The 21,019-nt window shown below is 45.1% G+C and carries 18 protein-coding genes and 1 pseudogene; 17 read left to right on the forward strand and 2 right to left on the reverse strand.

Annotated elements, in window-relative coordinates; genetic code table 11:
- The first annotated feature begins 165 nt into the window (after positions 1-165).
- A complete protein-coding gene (locus I2E70_RS07650; protein ID WP_151191235.1) occupies positions 166-1,440 on the forward strand; it encodes a uracil-xanthine permease family protein in 1,275 nt (424 codons plus the stop codon).
- Positions 1,441-1,604: 164 nt separating this feature from the next.
- Here the strand turns inward: I2E70_RS07650 and I2E70_RS07655 are convergent, their stop codons facing one another.
- Entirely contained in the window at positions 1,605-1,946 is a 342-nt protein-coding gene (locus I2E70_RS07655; protein WP_195424310.1) for a metal-sulfur cluster assembly factor, read from the reverse strand.
- A gap of 170 nt (positions 1,947-2,116) precedes the next feature.
- On the opposite strand from I2E70_RS07655, the gene hisS reads away from it, so the two are divergent.
- The 16 genes and pseudogenes from hisS to I2E70_RS07730 all read left to right on the forward strand — a co-directional run bounded on the left by hisS (position 2,117) and on the right by I2E70_RS07730 (position 19,947).
- Positions 2,117-3,400, forward strand: coding sequence for a histidine--tRNA ligase (gene hisS / locus I2E70_RS07660; RefSeq protein ID WP_003010893.1), 1,284 nt, complete (start codon positions 2,117-2,119; stop codon positions 3,398-3,400).
- A gap of 180 nt (positions 3,401-3,580) precedes the next feature.
- Positions 3,581-5,065, forward strand: coding sequence for a threonine synthase (gene thrC, locus I2E70_RS07665; protein WP_195424312.1), 1,485 nt, complete (start codon positions 3,581-3,583; stop codon positions 5,063-5,065).
- A 50-nt stretch (positions 5,066-5,115) separates the two neighbouring features.
- A complete protein-coding gene (locus tag I2E70_RS07670) occupies positions 5,116-6,396 on the forward strand; it encodes an MATE family efflux transporter (protein ID WP_070464639.1) in 1,281 nt (426 codons plus the stop codon).
- Entirely contained in the window at positions 6,393-7,022 is a 630-nt protein-coding gene (locus I2E70_RS07675) for an HAD-IA family hydrolase (protein ID WP_195424313.1), read from the forward strand. The genes I2E70_RS07670 and I2E70_RS07675 overlap by 4 nt, the downstream gene beginning before the upstream one ends.
- Before the next feature lie 268 nt (positions 7,023-7,290).
- Positions 7,291-7,719, forward strand: coding sequence for a MarR family winged helix-turn-helix transcriptional regulator (locus I2E70_RS07680; RefSeq protein ID WP_049506831.1), 429 nt, complete (start codon positions 7,291-7,293; stop codon positions 7,717-7,719).
- Positions 7,720-7,734: 15 nt separating this feature from the next.
- A complete protein-coding gene (locus I2E70_RS07685) occupies positions 7,735-8,097 on the forward strand; it encodes a DUF1304 domain-containing protein (RefSeq protein ID WP_175742565.1) in 363 nt (120 codons plus the stop codon).
- Positions 8,098-8,611: 514 nt separating this feature from the next.
- Positions 8,612-9,970 (forward strand): anthranilate synthase component I, encoded by a 1,359-nt coding sequence (gene trpE, locus I2E70_RS07690; RefSeq protein ID WP_195424315.1) that lies wholly within the window; start codon positions 8,612-8,614, stop codon positions 9,968-9,970.
- Positions 9,967-10,527: pseudogene (locus tag I2E70_RS10575) on the forward strand (aminodeoxychorismate/anthranilate synthase component II); the annotation flags it as partial. The gene trpE and the pseudogene I2E70_RS10575, both read left to right, overlap by 4 nt.
- 9 nt (positions 10,528-10,536) lie before the next feature.
- Positions 10,537-11,541, forward strand: a complete 1,005-nt coding sequence (gene trpD / locus I2E70_RS10580; protein WP_229060287.1) for an anthranilate phosphoribosyltransferase — start codon at positions 10,537-10,539, stop codon at positions 11,539-11,541.
- Complete coding sequence (trpC, locus tag I2E70_RS07700; protein ID WP_195424320.1) at positions 11,538-12,305, forward strand: indole-3-glycerol phosphate synthase TrpC; 768 nt, start codon at positions 11,538-11,540, stop codon at positions 12,303-12,305. Before trpD ends, trpC begins: the two co-directional genes overlap by 4 nt.
- Positions 12,292-12,879: a phosphoribosylanthranilate isomerase gene (locus I2E70_RS07705; RefSeq protein WP_195424322.1), complete on the forward strand. Its 588-nt coding sequence runs from the start codon at positions 12,292-12,294 to the stop codon at positions 12,877-12,879. Before trpC ends, I2E70_RS07705 begins: the two co-directional genes overlap by 14 nt.
- Positions 12,869-14,074, forward strand: coding sequence for a tryptophan synthase subunit beta (gene trpB, locus I2E70_RS07710; RefSeq protein WP_195424326.1), 1,206 nt, complete (start codon positions 12,869-12,871; stop codon positions 14,072-14,074). Before I2E70_RS07705 ends, trpB begins: the two co-directional genes overlap by 11 nt.
- A gap of 1 nt (position 14,075) precedes the next feature.
- Positions 14,076-14,852: a tryptophan synthase subunit alpha gene (gene trpA / locus I2E70_RS07715; RefSeq protein WP_195424329.1), complete on the forward strand. Its 777-nt coding sequence runs from the start codon at positions 14,076-14,078 to the stop codon at positions 14,850-14,852.
- A gap of 141 nt (positions 14,853-14,993) precedes the next feature.
- The gene (locus I2E70_RS07720) at positions 14,994-16,457 is read left to right on the forward strand and encodes an alpha-L-fucosidase (protein WP_195424331.1); all 1,464 of its coding nucleotides are present in this window, start codon (positions 14,994-14,996) and stop codon (positions 16,455-16,457) included.
- Between the two features lie 257 nt (positions 16,458-16,714).
- On the forward strand, positions 16,715-19,360 hold the full coding sequence (polA, locus tag I2E70_RS07725) for a DNA polymerase I (RefSeq protein ID WP_155169823.1): 2,646 nt from the start codon (positions 16,715-16,717) through the stop codon (positions 19,358-19,360).
- A 134-nt stretch (positions 19,361-19,494) separates the two neighbouring features.
- Positions 19,495-19,947: a CoA-binding protein gene (locus tag I2E70_RS07730; RefSeq protein ID WP_155169820.1), complete on the forward strand. Its 453-nt coding sequence runs from the start codon at positions 19,495-19,497 to the stop codon at positions 19,945-19,947.
- A 58-nt stretch (positions 19,948-20,005) separates the two neighbouring features.
- Here the strand turns inward: I2E70_RS07730 and I2E70_RS07735 are convergent, their stop codons facing one another.
- Entirely contained in the window at positions 20,006-20,875 is an 870-nt protein-coding gene (locus tag I2E70_RS07735; protein WP_049515054.1) for a DUF975 family protein, read from the reverse strand.
- Positions 20,876-21,019 lie beyond the last annotated feature (144 nt).

The raw sequence follows: 21,019 nt of genomic DNA on the forward strand, positions 1-21,019 counted from the left end.
CTCCTTGTTGTGGGGGATTTTTTTGTATATTGAAAAGTGGTTTGATAAAAAAGAAATCGCCGATGATGGAGCATGAAGCGCTCGCTTACAATTTGCTCATCGAAGGTAGATATTTTTGTCCAGCTACAAGCCGTTGCATCTGAATTTTAGGAGGTTTTTACGATCGTGAATGACGTTAAATATGATGTGAATGATATGCCAAAACCTGGTTTATTGATTGGTTTATCTTTCCAGCATTTGTTTGCCATGTTTGGGGCGACAGTACTGGTGCCGATTTTGGTTGGAATTGATCCTGCCATTGCTCTCTTCTCATCTGGTTTGGGAACCTTGGCTCACTTAACCGTGACCAAGTATAAGATTCCTGCTTATATGGGGTCTAGTTTTGCTTATATTGCTGCTATGCAGATGTTGATGAAGACAGATGGAATCGCAGCAGTTGCCCAGGGTGCCATGGCGGGTGGTTTGGTCTACTTGTTTGTAGCTCTAATTGTTAAGCATGCGGGTAAAGATTGGATTAATAAGGTCCTTCCACCAATCGTGGTTGGTCCCATTATCATGGTAATTGGTTTGAGTCTTGCGAAGAATGCCGTCACTGATGCGACAACCTTAAATAATAGCTACAGTGGCTATGCTCTATTGATTTCGATGGTGACCCTCTTTGCGGTTATCCTATTTAACATGTATGGCAAGAAGATTGTCGGTGTCGTCCCAATTTTACTTGGATTAATTGTGGGCTATATTTTCTCATTGGCTCTTGGTTTGCTGACAGGACATAGTTTTGTCAATTTCTCAGAGGTAAGTGCAGCGCATTGGATTCAAGTTCCAAACTTTGACATTCCATTTGTAGATTATAGCTTTAAGCTCTATCCAAGTGCGATTTTGACCATGGCTCCAATTGCTTTTGTGACGATGACAGAGCACTTTGGTCATCTCATGGTTTTAAATAGTTTGACTGAGCGTGATTATTTCAAGGATCCAGGGCTTGACCATACGCTTACTGGTGATGGCTTGGCACAGATTATTGCTGGATTCTTTGGAGCTCCTCCGGTAACTTCTTATGGGGAAAACATTGGGGTTATGGCCCTTAGTAAGGTCTACTCAGTTTACGTTATTTCAGGCGCAGCAGTGATTGCGGTTGTCATGAGCTTTATTGGGAAGCTATCAGCACTCTTGCACTCTATTCCAACTCCTGTATTGGGAGGGTTGTCTATTGCCCTCTTTGGGGTTATCGCTGCTAGCGGTTTGAAAATTTTAGTTGAACATAAGATTGATTTTGATAATAAAAAGAATCTCTTGATTGCAAGTGTGATCTTGGTATCAGGGATCGGTGGTTTGATGATTGACCTCGGTGGCCTTCAAATCACTGGTGTCGCAACATCAACCATTCTTGGGATTGTGCTGTATCAAATCCTTCCAGAACCAAAAGCTGACGAGGCTTAGTTTGTTCTGGTGTTGAAAAAGTTTTAATGGATTCAATCATCATAAAAAACGAGGAACAGACTCTGATGGTAGAGTTGGTGTCCCTCGTTTTTTTATTGTGGATCGGATTTCCGAAGAAGGCATTCTTTCATTAGTTGAATACATTTTTTACAAGGTAATGATTGTTATCGTGGTGGAAGGCCAAGGGCGATGCGCCCGTATCGGCTGATCCGTGTAATTTTCCAAGCGGGTGACCAGGTCACTTCGACCTTGACATCTTCGATCCCCTCAATTTCTTTTAGGCGAGTGACGATTTCGATCGGAAGGCTCTCAGCACAGCTACAAGCCGTATCGGTAAAGGTCATAACCACCTTGCAAGTACCGGCTTCATCTAGATGGATCTCGTAGATCAGTCCTAGGTTATAGACATCTAACTCAACATCGGTATCAAATACAAGCTCCAATTTTTCGATTAATGACTTCTCTAGTGCCAGGGCGCGGTCATTGATTTTGATATCCTCTCTCATCGCAAGATCCTTTCAGTGTAGTATGGCTTCCATTTTCTCATAATTCGGCTGATAAGGCAAGAAGAGAAAGAGGTTTTGAACGTGTCGAACGAAGGAAATTCGGTCCAGTCTCCATTTCTCTTCGAATTTGTGGTAAAATAGAGGCAAAAGTAAGACAAAGGATGAAGGCTATGAAATTACAAAAACCAAAAGGGACCCAGGATATCCTTCCTGGCGATTCAGCGAAATGGCAATATGTAGAAGGCTTTGCACGCAAGGTCTTTGCGCGATACAATTATGATGAAATCCGCACACCGATCTTCGAACATTATGAAGTCATCAGCCGTTCAGTAGGGGATACGACGGATATCGTTACCAAAGAAATGTATGACTTCTATGACAAGGGAGACCGTCATATCACGCTTCGTCCAGAAGGAACAGCTCCTGTTGTCCGCTCGTATGTAGAAAATAAACTCTTTGCGCCTGAGGTACAAAAACCAAGTAAGTTCTATTACATAGGCCCAATGTTCCGCTATGAACGTCCTCAAGCAGGTCGTTTGCGTCAATTCCACCAGATTGGGGTAGAATGTTTTGGATCGAGCAATCCTGCAACGGATGTCGAAACCATTGCCATGGCAGCGCAATTCCTGAAAGAACTAGGAATTGACAATGTGACCTTGCACTTGAACACCTTGGGAAGCCCTGCTAGTCGTCAAGCTTATCGTCAAGCCTTGATTGATTATCTCTTGCCAATGAAGGATCAATTGTCTAAGGACAGCCAACGTCGCTTAGAAGAAAATCCACTTCGTGTCTTGGATTCAAAAGAAAAAGAAGACAAGGCCGCGGTTGAACAGGCTCCTTCCATCCTAGACTATCTAGATGAAGAAAGCCAAGCGCATTTTGATGCGGTTCGTCGGATGTTGGAAGACTTGGGGGTAGCCTATGTCATCGATACCAATATGGTGCGTGGCTTAGATTACTACAACCACACGATTTTTGAGTTCATTACAGAAATTGAAGGCAATGAATTGACAGTTTGTGCGGGTGGTCGTTATGATGGGTTGGTTGAATACTTCGGTGGCCCTGCGACAGCTGGTTTTGGATTCGGTATCGGTGTGGAACGGATCCTTCTTGTTCTTGAAAAGAAAGGCATTGAATTACCGATCGAAACAGGCTTAGATGCCTATATCGCTGTCCTAGGAGATGAGGTCAATGAAGCAGCGCTTAGCTTGGTTCAGGCCCTTCGAATCCAAGGTTTCAAGGCAGAACGTGATTACCTTGGACGCAAGCTCAAGGCACAATTTAAGTCAGCAGATGTCTTTGCGGCCAAAGCCTTGATTACCTTAGGAAGTAGTGAAGTTGAGAGCGGTCAAGTTACTGTGAAAAATAACCAAACTCGTCAAGAAGTAACGGTAGCTCTTGAAAGCTTGAAGAAAGACTTCCCATCTGTTTTAGCAGAGTTGGGATTGGCTTGATCAAGTCTTGCAGACACCTGAAAAACAGATTCGCATGGGAGTAGGAGCAAAGTCGTTGCGCCTGCTCTCTTTTATCTAGCTTCTGTTTGCCGTCCTTTGCCAAGATTTGGCGAAAAGCCGTTAAATTTTCTGACATTTATGATATAATGAGAAGACTACTAGTAAAGGAATGAAACAGTCATGACATTAGTTTACCAATCAACACGAGATGAAAAAAATACTGTAACAGCTAGTCAAGCTATCCTTCAAGGGTTGGCGACAGATGGCGGTTTGTTTACTCCAGTCTCTTATCCTCAAGTAGAGCTGGATTTTGATACCCTCAAAGACGCTTCTTACCAAGAAGTGGCCAAGCTTGTTTTGTCAGCCTTTTTGGACGACTTTACGGCAGAAGAGTTGGACTACTGTATTTCTCATGCTTATGACAGCAAGTTTGATACTCCAGCTATTGCTCCTCTTGTCAAACTCGATGGGCAATACAATTTGGAGCTTTTCCATGGTTCAACCATTGCCTTTAAAGATATGGCTTTGTCGATCTTGCCTTATTTCATGACAACAGCAGCTAAAAAGCACGGTCTGGAAAATAAAATCGTCATCTTGACAGCGACATCAGGGGACACTGGTAAAGCTGCCATGGCAGGTTTTGCCGATGTTCCAGGTACTGAAATTATTGTCTTTTATCCAAAAGACGGTGTCAGCAAGGTACAAGAGTTGCAAATGACGACTCAGACTGGGGACAATACCCATGTCATCGCCATTGATGGAAACTTTGACGATGCCCAAACCAATGTGAAACATATGTTCAACGATGTTGAACTACGTGAAAAATTGGCAGCCAACAAGATGCAATTCTCATCAGCCAACTCCATGAACATTGGCCGTTTGGTTCCTCAGGTTGTCTATTACGTATACGCCTATGCGCAATTGGTGAAAACAGGTCAAATCACAGCTGGAGAAAAAGTCAACTTCACCGTCCCAACAGGAAACTTTGGAAATATCTTGGCAGCTTTCTATGCCAAACAAATCGGTCTTCCAGTTGGGAAATTGATCTGTGCCTCAAACGAGAACAATGTCTTGACAGACTTCTTTAAAACACGTGTCTATGATAAGAAACGCAGCTTCAAGGTGACCACTAGTCCATCGATGGATATCTTAGTCTCTTCAAACTTGGAACGCTTGATCTTCCACTTGGTAGGCAATGATGCCACAAAGACCAAAGAGTTGATGGAAAGCCTCGTTGCAACAGGTCAATACCAATTGTCCGACTTTGATGCAGATATCTTAGATTTGTTTGCGGCTGCATACGCAGATGAAGCAGAAACTGCTGCAGAGATCAAGCGGGTCTATGAAGCGTCTGATTACATCGAAGACCCTCATACAGCCGTAGCATCAGCCGTTTACCAAAAATACCGGACCCAAACAGGGGATGCTGCTAAAACAGTCATTGCCTCTACAGCAAGTCCTTATAAATTCCCAGTTGTAGCAGTAGAAGCGGTGACAGGCGAGACAGGTCTAGGCGATTTCGAAGCCTTGGCCAAATTACACACCCTCTCAGGTGTTCCTGTGCCACCGGCCGTAGATGGACTTGAAACTGCGCCGGTTCGCCATCGTACAAGCGTAGCTGCTAAAGACATGCAAGCAGCCGTAGAAGACTACTTGGGACTTTAATTCTTCCTATTAGAAAGATCAAAAGAGCCGTTTGGCTCTTTTATATACTCATGAATTCATACAAAAAAATCTTAAACATTGCCCTCCCTGCCATGGGTGAAAATTTCTTACAAATGCTGATGGGTATGGTGGACTCTTATTTAGTGGCTCACCTGGGCTTGATTGCCATTTCAGGTGTTTCCGTCGCAGGGAATATCATCACCATCTATCAAGCCATCTTTTTGGCACTGGGTGCGGCAGTTGCCAGTGTTATGTCCAAAAGCTTGGGTGAAAAAAATCAAGCCAACATTGCCTACCATGCGACAGAGTCACTGAAGGTGACCTTGTTGTTGAGTGCTCTCTTAGGAGGGGCTTCGCTGTTATTTGGACGCCAGATGATTTCGCTGTTGGGGACTGAAGCTGCAGTAGCCGAAAGCGGGGGGATTTACCTTTCCTTGGTCGGCGGGACCATAGTTCTCTTAGGCTTGATGACGACCTTGGGCTCCTTGGTTCGGGTGGCCAACAATCCACGTCTTCCTATGTATGTGAGCCTGTTGACCAATGTTTTGAATGCTCTATTCTCCTCTGTGGCCATTTTCCTTTTTGGTTGGGGAATTGTCGGAGCAGCCTTGGGGACTGTGCTGGCCCGTCTGGTTGGGGTTGTCCTCTTGTGGCAAAAGGTCCGGCTACCCTTTGCCCCCCTTCGTTGGGGATTGGATCGTAAGCTCTTGAACTTAGCACTTCCAGCTGCCGGAGAGCGGCTGATGATGCGGGCTGGAGATGTGGTGATCATTGCGATCGTGGTTGCTTTTGGGACCGAGGCAGTCGCAGGAAATGCCATCGGAGAGACCCTGACCCAGTTCAACTACATGCCTGTGTTTGGAGTGGCCACGGCGACGGTCATGCTCGTAGCACGGAGCCTAGGCGAAGGGGATCTTGAGCAGATTGACCGCCTTCGAAAGCAGTCTTACTGCTTGTCCTTTGTGTTGATGTTGCCCATTGCTCTGAGTATCTTTTTTGGGGGCACCCTTCTGACCCATCTCTACACACAAGATACAAAAGCGGTAGAAGCTAGTCTATCGGTTGTCCTCTTTTCTTTGTTGGGAACGCCGTTTACAGCAGGAACGGTCATCTATACAGCTGTTTGGCAAGGCTTGGGAAATGGGAAACTTCCATTTTATGCAACGACGATTGGTATGTGGGTCATTCGAATTGGAGCCGGTTATCTGCTTGGAGTAACCCTTGGCTTTGGCCTTCCAGGGGTCTGGACGGGGACACTGCTCGACAATGGCTTTCGTTGGCTATTTTTGAGTCAGCTATATAGACGAAAAGTAGGAGAGAAGAAAAAATGACAAAACAAGCCTTTATTTGGGATTTGGATGGGACCTTGCTAGATTCCTATGATGCTATTCTGGCAGGTCTTGAGGAGACCTATGCAACTTATCAGCTTCCATTTGACCGAGCCAGCATTAAAGACTACATCTTGAAGCATTCGGTTCAAGATCTTTTAGTAGCCGTGGCGGAAGAGTATCATCTGGATGTGACGGACTTAAATCAGCGTCGAGCAGAAAGTCTAGCAGAGAAAAATGCCCAGGTCCTTCTGATGGATGGGGCGCGTGATGTCCTATCCTGGGGACAAGAAGCTGGAATTGAGCAGTTTGTCTATACCCATAAGGGAGAGAATGCCTTTGTCATCCTACGGGATTTGGGTTTGGAATCTTTTTTTACAGAGATTTTGACCAGTCAAAGTGGTTTTGCCCGCAAGCCTGACCCAGAAGCTGCCATGTATCTGATGGAGAAGTACGGCTTGGAGCCAGAAAATACCTACTATATTGGGGATCGGAGTCTGGATATTGACTTTGCAAGAAATAGCCAGATTCAGAGTATCAATTTCTTGACGTCTGACTATCAAGGCAATCATCAGATGGAAAGTTTATTAGATATTCCAGCTATATTAAACGCTGAAAAGAATCTGTAAAGAATTTGTTTTCATTTTGAAATAAAGTCGTAAGCTTTCTTTAAGAAATGTCCGCTATAATAGAAGCATAAACAAAGACCTCCTAACTTTGTTTAGAAAAATCCTAAAACTTTTCTTTTTCATAATAATCTCCCTAAGAGTCGCCCAATCAGGCGGCTTTTTTTGTGCGCAAGAATAGTGTAAGCTCTTTTTCTTGCCAGGAGATGAGAAATGGTTTATAATTGACAAGTCAATTATTGATTTATCAAAAAGAAATTGGAGAAGGAATATGGCAGAAATAAATGATTTGCTCTACCAACTACGCTTGGCAGATCAAACAACTACGCAACTCTTTGAAAAGCGCCTAGGGATTAGCTTAACACGTTATCAAATTTTGCAGGATTTATTAGAACAAGCACCTTGCAATCAGATCGCGGTTCAGGAGCGCTTGCAGATTGATCCAGCGGCTTTAACCCGGCATTTCAAAATATTGGAAAAGGAAGGATTTGTCCATCGGAGTCGAAATCCAAAGAATCAGCGGGAAATCTTAATTCATTTGACGGATACGGCCTATAATCGTTTGGTCAAACATCCCCCTCGCCATCATGTGGCGGTGAAAGAACAGATGAGTCGGATTTTAACTGCTCAAGAACAAGAGCAATTTTCTTACCTGCTGGACAAATTAGTATCTGGCATTGAACAAATAACAGTTGAATAAAAAGGAGAATCTACGATGTCATTACTGACGATTATTTTAGCAAGTCTTGCTGCACTGGAGCATTTATATATTTTTTATTTGGAGAGCATCAGAACCACATCTGATACCACAAGTCGGGTTTTCAACATGGATAAAGAAGAACTCGCTCGCCCATCTGTGACCTCTTTATTTAAGAATCAAGGGATATACAATGCCTTGATTGGTGTGTTTCTCTTGTATGGATTGTTTGTCTCTAAAAATAGTGAAGTTGTTACGATTTTTGTGCTTTTTATTATTGGAGCTGCGGCCTACGGTGCGATGACAGCCAATAAAAAGATTATCTTGACCCAAGGTGGTCCTGCAATTTTAGCTTTATTGAGTATCCTATGTTTTGGATGAAAAGGACGTGCCGCTAGGAATCTTTGAGCTGATTTTATTAAATTAGTGTAGAAAAAAGTATAAAAAAAGACTAAAAATTTTATTGACTTTCGAAGAAAAAGGGTTATAATGGTAGCAACAGAAAAGTAATGAGTCGGCTATTTTCAGGGAGCTTGTGGGAATTGTGAACAAGCAATAGCGACTGATGAAAATTGGACTGTTATGATCAATGAATTCTAACCCATGTGAATTCGGTTGGCACCCCTTACCGTGCAACTCCTTGATAGAGGAGATAGAGATGTAGGGAAAGACCAGCTATTTTTCCCTATAAAAGAGGTGGCACCGCGGACACTACGCCCTCACACAGTTTTTGTGTGAGGGCTTTTCTATATGCCTTAGCAAGCGAAGCGAGCTTAGGCACATTGATCCCAAAACGAGAATTGAGCGATGGGATACCCTTGATCGCCTTAGCAAGCGAAGTAGGGTACGGTTGAATTCCTTAGAATAAAAGAGTTCTAGAAGAGAGGTTTCTGATATGAAAAAAGTTTTATCTGCTGATGTGTTGAGTCCAATTTTGGCTTATATGCGTTTGGATGCGCCCCATAAAATGATCTTGGAGTCGATCCCTCGTGAAAAAGAGAATGCGCGTTTTTCAATTGTAGCCTATCGGCCAGTCAGTGAAGTCAAGTTTGAAAATGGCATTCTCTATTACAATGATCAAATTGTTGAAGAGGATCCTTTGGACTTTTTGAACCGCATCACGGTCAAAACGAAAACTTCCGAAGAGCTTCCTTTTAACGGTGGGACGATTGGATTTGTCGGTTATGACTTGATTGGCCTCTATGAGAACATCGGTTCTATTCCGGAAGATACGATCGGCACCCCAGATCTCCACTTTTTCTTATATGAGAGCTATGTGATTTTTGATCACAAAAAGGAAAAGGTCTATGTGGTGGAAGAGAACCTCTATAGTGGACGGAGTGAAGCAGAGCAAGCGTCGAGCTTGGAGCAAGTGTTAGCACAATTGGCAAGACCTGCAAAAGAAGAGTTTCAGGACAAGGACCTGCATGCGCTTCATTTCCACAATCATTTGGAGCAAAAAGAGTTTGAGGAAATGGTGGCCCTAGCCCGGGACTATATTCGAAAGGGAGATATGTTCCAATGCGTGCTCAGTCAACGTTTTTCAGCTGATTTTTCAGGCAAACCATTGGATTATTACCGCAATTTGCGCGTGACCAACCCTTCGAATTATCTCTACTTTTATGATTTTGGGGAGTACCAAATTATCGGTGCCAGTCCAGAAAGTCTAGTGTCTGTCAAGGATCGAGTGGTGACAACCAATCCCATTGCTGGCACGCGTCCAAGAGGGATCGATGAAGAGTCTGATCGGCAATTGGCAGCTGATTTGACAGGGGATCCCAAAGAAGTCGCAGAACACCGAATGTTGGTGGATCTAGGGCGAAACGATATTGGGCGTATCGCCCAAAATGGGTCAGTTGAAGTGACCAAATATATGGAAGTGGAATTCTTCCGTTATGTCATGCACTTGACCAGTGTGGTCAAGGGGCAACTACTTCCTGGACTAGCCTCCATTGAGGCTCTGAAGGCAACTCTTCCAGCTGGGACCGTTTCGGGTGCTCCCAAGATTCGAGCCATGAAGCGAATCTATGAGGCAGAAAAAGAGAAACGCGGGGTTTATGCGGGGGCTATTGGCTATCTCTCTGTGACGGGGGATCTCGATTTTGCTATCGCGATTCGAACCATGATCCTCAAAAATAAGAAGGCTTATGTGCAGGCCGGAGCAGGAATCGTTTATGATTCGATTGCTGAAAATGAATACCAAGAAACCGTCAATAAGGCAAAATCGATGACAAGGATTGGAGAAGAAGGATGATTTTATTAGTCGATAATTACGATTCATTTACCTACAATTTAGCGCAGTATATCGGGAAATTTGATGAGGTTCAGGTGCTTCGAAATGATGATGTGAACTTGTACCAAGTTGCCCAAGAAGCCGACGCTTTAGTCTTTTCTCCAGGTCCGGGTTGGCCAAAGGATGCGGGCAAGATGGAGGAGATGATCCGAGATTTCGCGGGGATCAAACCAATCTTAGGGATCTGCTTGGGACATCAAGCGATTGCAGAAGTTTTTGGAGGACGCTTAGGATTGGCCCCTCAGGTCATGCATGGCAAACAAAGCCAGATCCAGCTAGAAGCTCCCTCTCCTCTATACGCGGGTGTCGCAAAAGAAGTCCCAGTCATGCGCTATCATTCGCTGACGATTGAAGACATGCCAGAGGATTTTGTCATTACCTCTCGGACGACGGATGATCAAGCCATTATGGGAATTCAACACCGCAGCTTACCGATTTATGGTTTTCAATACCATCCAGAAAGTATCGGGACGCCAGATGGGCTCAAGACCATCGAAAATTTTGTCAAACTAGTCAAGGAGCGGAAGATGAAACAAGTGCTTGCAAAAGTGGCGGAAGGAATGGATCTAACCAGTGCAGAGTTAGAAGCTGCTATGGAGGAAGTCGTTGCTGGTCGTGCTTCAGAAGCCCAGGTGACGGCCCTTCTTCTAGGTCTCAAAATGAAGGGAGAAACGGTTGAAGAGCGGACGGCTATTGCAAAAGTGATGCAGGCTTATGCAGTCGCTATTCCTACAGAAGTTCAAGGAGCGATGGACAATTGTGGAACTGGGGGCGATCGTTCTTATAGTTTCAACATTTCAACAACAGCTGCCTTCGTCCTTGCTGGTGGTGGCATCAAGATGGCGAAACACGGAAATCGTTCGATCTCTTCTAAATCCGGTTCTGCGGATGTACTAGAAGCTCTAGGAATTAACCTTGATTTGGGTCCAGAAGACTTGGGACGAGTGTTTGAAAAGGCGGGAATTGTCTTCCTATTTGCCAAAAATCTGCATCCTGGCATGCGCTATATTATGCCCGCTCGCTTGGCGCTAGGGGTTCCAACGGTGATGAACTTAACCGGTCCTCTTATCAATCCGATTCCTCTAGAAACCCAGCTATTGGGAACCAGTCGTCCAGATATGCTAGAAAGTACGGCGGAGATTCTAAAGAATTTGGGTCGAAAACGCGCAGTGGTGGTAAGTGGCCCGCAAGGTTTGGATGAGGCAGGCCTTGATGGGGAAACCCAGCTCGCTATTCTGGAAGATGGACAGGTTACCTTATCCAGTTTTCAACCAGAAGATATCGGAATGGAGCGCATCGAAATTGATCAAGTACGTGGTGGAGACGCCAAACGCAATGCGGAAATATTGCTCAGCGTCTTGAAGAATGAAGCGAGTCCCTTCTTAGAGGTGACTGTCTTGAATGCTGGCCTTGGTTTTTATGCCAACGGCAAGGTAGATTCTATCAAGGAAGGAATTGCCTTGGCACGTGAAGTGATTGCCAGTGGGGCTGCCCTTGAGAAATTGAGATTATTACAGGAGTATCAAAAATGAGTCAAGAATTCTTGCCAAAGATTCTAAAGGAAAAGGCGCGTGAAGTGGCTGCGATGAAAGAAGAGGAACTCCAACCTTTGCGTGAGACCTACCGCTTGTATGATTACCTAAAGAGTCATCCAGAAAAGCTTCAGGTCATTGCGGAAGTGAAAAAGGCCAGCCCGAGTCTGGGAGATATTCATGTTGATGTGGATATCGTCGCGCAGGCTAAGACTTACGAAGAAAATGAGGCCGTGATGATTTCTGTCTTGACCGATCAAGTTTTTTTCAAGGGCAGTATCGAGTATCTCCGGGAAATATCTAGTCAAGTGCGTATTCCCACCCTCAATAAAGATTTTATTGTGGATGAAAAGCAAATAATTCGGGCACGAAACGCAGGGGCGACCGTGATCTTGTTGATTGTTGCAGCCTTATCAGAGACTCGTCTGCAAGAGCTCTATGAGTTTGCGACCCATCTTGGCCTGGAGGTCTTGGTGGAGACCCATAATCTGACAGAACTAGAGGTAGCTCACCGGATTGGTGCTCAGATCATCGGGGTCAATAATCGCAACTTGGTGACCTTTGAGACTGATCTTCATACTAGCCTGGAATTGGCGACCAATTTTGAACAAGAACCGGTTTACATCTCTGAGTCTGCTATTTTCGCAGCAGCAGACGCGCGCATGCTGGCTCCTTATTTTAATGGCATTCTCGTTGGGACAGCCCTCATGAAGGCAGACAATGTGGCTGAAAAAGTAAAGGAGTTGCAGATTGACAAAGATTAAAATTTGCGGATTGTCCACTCCGGAAGCTGTCCAGACAGCTGTTGAGGCCGGTGCGGACTACATTGGTTTTGTCTTTGCACCAAGCAAACGGCAAGTGACGCTGGAGCAAGCTCGGCAGTTGGCTACAGATATTCCAAAGGGGGTTCAAAAAGTCGGTGTTTTTGTATCACCACAAAGAGAAGAAGTGGAGCAAGCTTGCCAAGTTGTAGGGTTGGATCTGATACAAGTGCATGGGCCGATAGATGATACCATCTTGCAAGAGCTTCCCCAACAGACGATTCGTGCTGTTCAAGTGGGGAAAGATGCAGCTCTTCCGGAGACCAGTGCCGATTATCTGCTCTTTGATGCTCCTGTAGCAGGAAGTGGAGAGACTTTTAACTGGCAAGAACTCGAAAGTCAAAACGTTACAAAGCCCTTCTTTATTGCAGGAGGCTTGACGGTAGATAATGTAGCAGATGCTATTCGCTTCTTTCATCCTTATGCGGTGGATGTATCCAGTGGGGTCGAGACAAATGGAATAAAAGATCAAGAAAAGATAAAACGATTTATAGAAAGGGTCAAGCATGGCATATAAACAACCAGATAAAAACGGATTTTACGGGCGGTTCGGGGGACGATTTGTCCCTGAAACCTTGATGACAGCAGTTTTAGAATTAGAAGAAGCCTACAGAGAAAGTCAAAAAGATCCTTCTTTTCAAGCCGAATTGGATCAGCTTCTGAAACAATATGTCGGTCGGGAAACACCGCTCTATTACGCTAAAAATCTTACCAAGTACGTCGGTGGAGCCAAGATCTTTCTTAAAAGAGAAGACCTCAACCATACAGGGGCTCATAAAATTAATAATGCCCTAGGACAAGTTTTATTGGCACATCGGATGGGCAAAAAGAAGATCATCGCAGAAACAGGGGCCGGACAGCACGGTGTTGCAACGGCAACGGCGGCTGCTTTATTTGATATGGAATGTACGATCTACATGGGGGAAGAAGATGTCAAACGCCAAGCCCTCAATGTCTTTCGGATGGAATTGTTGGGCGCCAAGGTTCAATCAGTAACAGATGGGTCACGGGTTCTCAAGGATGCGGTCAATGCTGCCCTTAGAGCCTGGGTAGCAAATGTGGAGGATACCCACTATATCATGGGTTCTGCTCTAGGGCCTCATCCATTCCCAGAAATTGTCCGTGATTTTCAAAGTGTCATCGGTCGAGAAGCCAAACGCCAATTTGCAGAGCAAAATGATGGTGCGCTACCAGATGCAGTCCTAGCCTGTGTAGGAGGCGGATCGAACGCTATTGGGCTCTTTTATCCTTTTGTTGAGGATACCTCTGTTGCCATGTATGGGGCAGAAGCTGCTGGGCTTGGAGTAGATACAGATCAGCATGCAGCAACCTTGACCAAGGGACGTCCGGGAGTCCTTCACGGAGCCTTGATGGATGTGTTACAGGATGTGCATGGACAGATTTTAGAAGCCTTCTCGATTTCAGCAGGTCTCGATTATCCAGGGATTGGGCCAGAGCATTCTTATTTCCATGAAATCAAGCGGGCAACCTATGTGCCTGTGACAGACCAAGAAGCCCTAGAAGCTTTTCAATTGCTTTCAAAAGTAGAAGGAATCATTCCAGCTCTGGAATCGAGCCATGCTATCGCCTATGCGGTGAAATTGGCCAAGGAGATGGGGCCTGAAAAATCCATGATCGTTTGCTTATCAGGTCGTGGGGATAAAGATGTGGTACAAGTCAAAGACCGCCTAGAACAAGAGAGAGGAGAGTAAGATGGGAAAGACCTTAACAGAGCATTTACAAAAGTTGAAAGACCAGCAGCAAGGGATCTTTGTTCCTTATATTATGGCAGGAGATCATGAAAAAGGCTTGGCAGGTTTGCAGGAAACCATCCAATTTTTGGAAGATCTTGGTGTCTCAGCCATTGAAGTTGGTATTCCTTTTTCGGATCCGGTGGCAGATGGCCCTGTGATTGAAGAGGCAGGACTACGAAGTTTAGGCCGTGGGACGACGACAGAGGGTCTGGTGCAAACGATCCAGCGCTTGAAGACTACTGTTCCTTTGGTCATCATGACCTATTTCAACCCCTTGTTCCAATATGGGCTTGAAAACTTCTTTAGAGATGTAGAAGGAACAGCGGTCAAGGGAGTGATTATTCCTGATCTTCCTCATGAGCACGCGGATCTGGTAGAGCCCCTATTAGTGGATAAAGACATCGCTTTGGTGCCACTGGTGAGTTTAACTACAGGAATCGAGCGTCAGAAGAAATTGATCCAAGATGCAGAAGGTTTTATCTATGCTGTAGCGGTTAATGGAGTGACGGGGAAAGCTGGTAGCTATCGAGACGATCTGGACCACCACTTGGCCCAATTACACGAAATAGCTTCGATTCCTGTTTTAACAGGTTTTGGAGTTTCCAGCATGGAGGATGTTCACCGTTTCAACAAGGTCTCAGATGGCGTTATTGTGGGATCTAAAATCGTTAAGGCTCTCCACCAAGGGGAGACAGAAGCCGTCGCTCATTTTATTTCTCAAGCAGTGAAGGGCTAACAGGTCTATTCTATTTGTAATTGGCTTGATTCTCCTAGATCAAGCTCTTTGTCTACTATTTTAAACATTGCCCTCGTTTATCTTTACAAACGAGGGTTTCTCGATACAATAGAGATAGTAATAAGAAAAGAGGAGAAGAGAATGATAAGCCTTGAAGAGATTAATCAAGTCGTCCAGTCAGGCCCTTTTGAACCAAGCTGGGACTCTCTTAGCTATCAAGTATGTCCAGACTGGTATCGGGATTCTAAATTTGGAATATTTATCCACTGGGGCGTCTACAGTGTACCTGCCTTCGGTTCGGAGTGGTATTCACGAAATATGTATATCCAAGGGAATCCTTGCTATGACTACCATCGAGAGTATTTCGGAGATCAGGCTAGCTTTGGTTACAAGGAGCTCATTCCTCTTTTTACAGCGGATCGATTTGATCCGGCATCTTGGCTGGATCTCTTTCAAAAAGCAGGCGCTCAGTATCTTTTTCCAGTTGCAGAGCACCACGATGGTTTTCAGATGTATGCCTCTACTCTCTCGCCTTATAATAGCCTAGAAATGGGGCCGAGACGAGATGTCTTGGGGGAACTGAGGGCGGAAGCAGAAAAACGTGGTCTGCACTTCTGTACGTCCTCTCACCGGGCAGAGCACCAGTTTTTCTTTTCACATGGCAAGGAATTCACTAGTGACATTCCGCAAGAAATCCCAAGAGACAGCCTTTATTGGCCTGCCGAGCCAGAGCCAAAGGATCATTTTGATCTGACTTCCAAGCCTTATCCAAGCAAAGAATTCTTGGAAGATTGGCTGTTGCGAACCTGTGAACTGGTGCGGGACTACCAACCAGAGCTCCTATATTTTGACTGGTGGATCCAGCATGAGAGTTTCCGTCCCTACTTGATGCGCTTTTTGGCTTATTATTACAATCTAGCAGCACAAGAGGATCGCAAGGTGGCTGTTTGTTACAAACAGGATGCCCTCCCTTTCGGTTCAGGAATCGTTGAGATGGAGCGGGGAGGATACGGAGAGACGCAAGCCTTTCCGTGGCAAATGGATACCGCGATCGCCCGTAATTCTTGGTGCTATACCCAGGATCTAGCCTACAAGACCAGTAAGGAATTGCTGCAAAATTTAGTTGATGTTGTGGCAAAAAATGGCAATCTTCTGCTCAATATTGGACCCAAGGCAGATGGCACGATCCCTGAGCAAGACCAAGACATCCTCACAGAGATCGGGGACTGGCTGGTGGTAAATGGAGAAGCTATTTATCAGAGTCGGCCTTGGCGGGTGTCATCAGACGGACCGACCGAGGCCCAGGAAGGTTCCTTCTCAGATGGGCAAGCGCCACTCTATACCAGCCAAGATTTCCGCTATACCATGCGTGATGGTTTTCTTTATGCTATCCAGCTGGAACCAAGTGGAAGGATAGAAGAGCTGACCTTACCGTCTCTCGCCTATGATCTCAAGCAACCGAGAATCCTTCATGCGCGCATTCAAAAGGTGGAACTCCTTGGAGAAAGTCAGCTCCTTTCTTGGAGCCAAGATGAGACAGGGCTCCATCTTCAGTTACCAGCTTGCAGCAAAAAACAACCGCGTGTTTTTCGCCTCAGCTTTTAGTTTTCTTGAAGCTTTCTATAAGGAATCGTTTAGGTTTCTCTTGTATACTGTACTCATCCAATAAGAAATGAGGTACAGAAAATGAAAATCTCAGTTAATTATCCAAAACGCTTTAAGAAATTGCCACAACAAGGTTCTTGTTACGGCGAATAAACACTTCTCTTCATTTTTCATAAGAAACTCCTAAAGAAGGCTCTACCCGAAAGGGTAGAGTTTTTATGTACCAGAGACCTTGTGATTCGTGGTATAATAGGCCTATGGAAAAAAAGAACAAATTACTACTCATCGACGGGTCTTCCGTCGCTTTTCGTGCCTTTTTCGCACTCTATAATCAAATTGATCGCTTCAAAAATGCCAATGGTCTGCATACCAATGCGGTTTATGGCTTTAACCTCATGTTGAGCCATCTCTTGGAGCGCATCCAACCAACCCATGTCCTCGTTGCTTTTGATGCAGGAAAGACGACTTTTCGGACGGAGATGTATGCCGACTACAAAGGGGGCCGTGCAAAAACTCCAGATGAGTTCCGCGAGCAGTTTCCTTTCATTCGTGAGCAACTGGATCATTTGGGAATCCGCCATTATGAGCTGGCCCAGTATGAAGCGGATGATATTATTGGAACACTAGATAAGATGGCAGAAACTACTTCGGTGCCATTTGAAGTCACCATTGTCTCTGGGGATAAGGATTTGATCCAGCTGACAGATGACAATACGGTGGTTGAGATTTCCAAAAAAGGGGTAGCGGAGTTTGAGGAATTCACTCCGGCCTATCTCAAAGAAAAGATGGGGCTGACACCAGAGCAATTTATCGACCTCAAGGCCTTGATGGGAGATAAATCGGATAATATCCCAGGTGTGACTAAGATCGGAGAAAAGACAGGGATCAAACTACTCCTAGAGTACGGCTCTCTCGATGGTATTTACGAGCATATCGACGAGATGAAGGCTTCTAAGATGAAGGAAAACCTCATCAACGACAAGGAGCAGGCCTATCTGTCTAAGACTCTTGCAACCATTGATACCAATGCACCCATTGAGATTGGCCTGGACGATATCACCTATACGGGCCCTCATCTAGAAAATCTCGCCAAGTTTTATGAGGAGATGGGCTTCAAGCAACTCCGTCAGGCCTTGGATCTCAGTGGAGAAGAAGCAGCTCCTGTAGCCATTGACTATACAGAAGTCGAGCAAGTCACTTCAGATATGCTCACGGAAGATAGTTTCTTCCATTTTGAGATTTTTGGGGACAATTACCATACGGAACCCATCATCGGTTTCGCATGGGGGACCAAAAGTCAGCTTTACGCAAGTACAGATACTGGTCTTTTACAAACACCGATTTTCAAAGAATTTCTCGAAAAAACGCCCCTCAAGGTCTATGACTTCAAACGGGCCAAAGTCTTGCTCAGCCATTTGGGTATTACCCTTCAAAATCCCGCATTTGACAGTCGATTGGCCAAGTATCTCTTGTCGACCGTAGAGGACAATGAAATTTCCACCATTGCGAGTCTCTATAGTCAGATTGCGCTGCCGCTGGACGAAGTCGTTTATGGTAAGGGAGCCAAAAAAGCTATTCCAGAAAAGGCGGTCCTATTAGAGCATTTGGCACGAAAAGTCGCTGTTTTACTAGACACGGAAGAGCCCATGGTGGAGCAGTTACAAGCCCATGACCAACTAGATTTGCTCTATGATATGGAGCAACCACTAGCAGCTGTTTTGGCCAAGATGGAAATTGCAGGGATCAAGGTGGAACGCCAGACCCTCCAAGATATGCAGGTGGAAAACGAAGCAGTCTTGGAGCGCTTGACTCAAGAAATCTACGAGTTGGCAGGAGAAGAATTTAACATCAATTCTCCAAAACAATTGGGTGTCATCCTCTTTGAAAAATTGGAACTCCCTCTTGAATATACTAAGAAGACTAAAACCGGCTATTCCACAGCCGTTGATGTCTTGGAACGCCTGGCTCCTATCGCACCGATCGTGTCTAAGATTCTTGAATACCGCCAAATTGCTAAGATTCAGTCGACCTATGTCATCGGTCTTCAAGACTGGATTTTGGAAGATGGAAAAATCCATACCCGCTATGTGCAGGATTTGACGCAGACAGGTCGCTTGTCCAGCGTGGATCCCAACCTACAAAATATTCCTGTCCGTTTGGAGCAAGGTCGCCTTATTCGAAAGGCCTTTGTCCCAGAAGAGGAAAACAGTGTCTTGTTGAGTTCGGACTATTCACAGATCGAATTGCGCGTCTTGGCCCATATTTCAAGAGATGAGCATTTGATCAATGCCTTTCAGCATGGGGCAGATATCCATACATCGACCGCTATGCGGGTCTTCAATATTGGAAAACCAGAAGATGTGACGCCGAATGACCGCCGCAATGCTAAAGCAGTAAACTTCGGTGTGGTTTATGGAATTTCCGACTTTGGACTGTCTAACAACCTAGGGATCAGTCGAAAAGAAGCCAAGGCTTACATTGAAACTTACTTCGAACGCTACCCTGGCATCAAGGACTATATGGAGAGAGTGGTACGGGAAGCGCGTGACAAAGGCTACGTCGAGACCCTCTTCAAGCGTCGTCGGGAGATTCCAGATATCAATTCTCGTAACTTCAATGTTCGAGGCTTTGCGGAGCGGACGGCTATCAACTCACCGATTCAAGGATCGGCGGCAGACATCTTGAAAATTGCCATGATCCACTTGGACCAAGCGCTAGAAGCAGGAGCATACAAGACCAAGATGCTTCTTCAGGTGCACGATGAAATTGTTCTGCAAGTACCAAGTGATGAACTTGCAGCGATCAAAGCACTTGTCAAAGAGACCATGGAATCTGCTATTGAACTTGCGGTACCACTGGAAGCCGATGAGAATGAAGGCAAAACATGGTATGAAGCCAAATAAGATTGAGTTTGTTCAAAACAGAAAGCGGTGGGAGACTTTTCAGTTTCCTACCGCTTTTAACGACAAACACTTGCAATGCTCTCCGTATTGTTATACTATTTAAAGAAAGGAAACGCATACAAAAGGAGATTCATATGGCCTATTCATTTCGCAATCCTAGTGATGGTGTTATCAAACATTACTTAGAAACAAGCAAAATCATTGCTGTAGTTGGATTATCTGACCGTGAAGACACGACCAGTCATCGTGTCAGCAAGGAGATGCAAGAGCGGGGCTATCGGATTATTCCCGTCAACCCCCGTGCAGCTGGTGGCCAGATCCTTGGAGAAACGGTGTACGCTAGCTTACAGGAGATCCCTTTCCCAGTAGATATCGTTGATGTATACCGTCGCAGTGAGTTTTTACCAGATGTGGCGCGTGATTTTATTGAGACGGATGCGAAGATTTTCTGGGCACAATTGGAACTGGAGAATCAAGAAGCAGAAGAAATCCTTCGAGGAGCAGGTCGAGAAGATATTGTCATGAACCGCTGTATCAAACGGGAACACACCCGACTGATCCTCGGGGACTCCCTATACGGTTTATAAATGATAAACAATTGATCATAGAAGAAAACCCCAGCTTGCTGGGGTTTTCTTCTTACTCTTATTCAGTTTCATGGCTTGAATGGCCTGTAAAATGGCGCGGCCCTTGTTTGATCTGCTTGATTTGATCATAAAAGGCAATTTGGCAGTTGATAAAGTAAGGCATGGTATAAAAGCCGATGACATCGCGCGTGAAGTAATTCAAGAAGTACCAACCAATCAAGGTTAGATCGAGTACCAAGCGATTGCTGCGGAACCCTTTCATGGTTTCACGACTTTGGCGAAGGACTCCAAAGGCTCCCTTGTAGTCGCCGTCTCGTAATTGCTCATAGAGGATCAATTCGACCAAGCTGAGACTGTAGTATTGTGGCAGGTAAAAGAGGAGGCCAATCAGGCCAAGTATGACACCAGCAGTCATCAGAGGCATTTGTTGCATGAGAGATTGGAATTCAGGACTGGAAGCACTCAGAGTGCTAGGGTTGCTCACCTTATCGTAGATCGCTAAAAATCGAATGCTGGCGTAGGTGCTGATGAGACTCCCCACATAGAGGATGAGTCCCCATAAAAAGAGGACGGCTTGCTTCAAGATCAAGGTGGCAAATACAGAGGTAAAGCGATCTTGTTTAAAGATATCTAAGACACGTGTTCGGTGTTCGATCTTGGGATTAATCGTATCTAAATAGCTAAAAGTCGCACCAACCACTAAAATGGAGATGACAAAGGAGACGACAGAAGGAAAGAGTTGCCGCTGGATCATGTAGATACTTGCTTGCTGCAAGGTCATATCCGGTAGTAGATCGACCAGATCTTGCCCGCTTAAGAGAAAGTTAGCAAGAATGGTCAACAGGACCGGAAGAGCAAAAAGGATAGCTAAGCCCGGTTGCTGGACTTGCATGGTACGTGCCCGGAGGCGAATCAATTTAAGGTTCATAGATGACACTCTCTTCATAGTAGTACTTTTTATTATAACATAAGTCCGTGACAGAGCCGGTAAAATTTGGTACAATCGTACAGGTGCTCACAGGAAAACTGTGACAGGAATAAGAAGGCTGGGACTGTTTTTCCCAGTACGGAG

Source organism: Streptococcus parasanguinis, from assembly GCF_015556095.1.
GTDB lineage: Bacteria > Bacillota > Bacilli > Lactobacillales > Streptococcaceae > Streptococcus > Streptococcus parasanguinis_Q.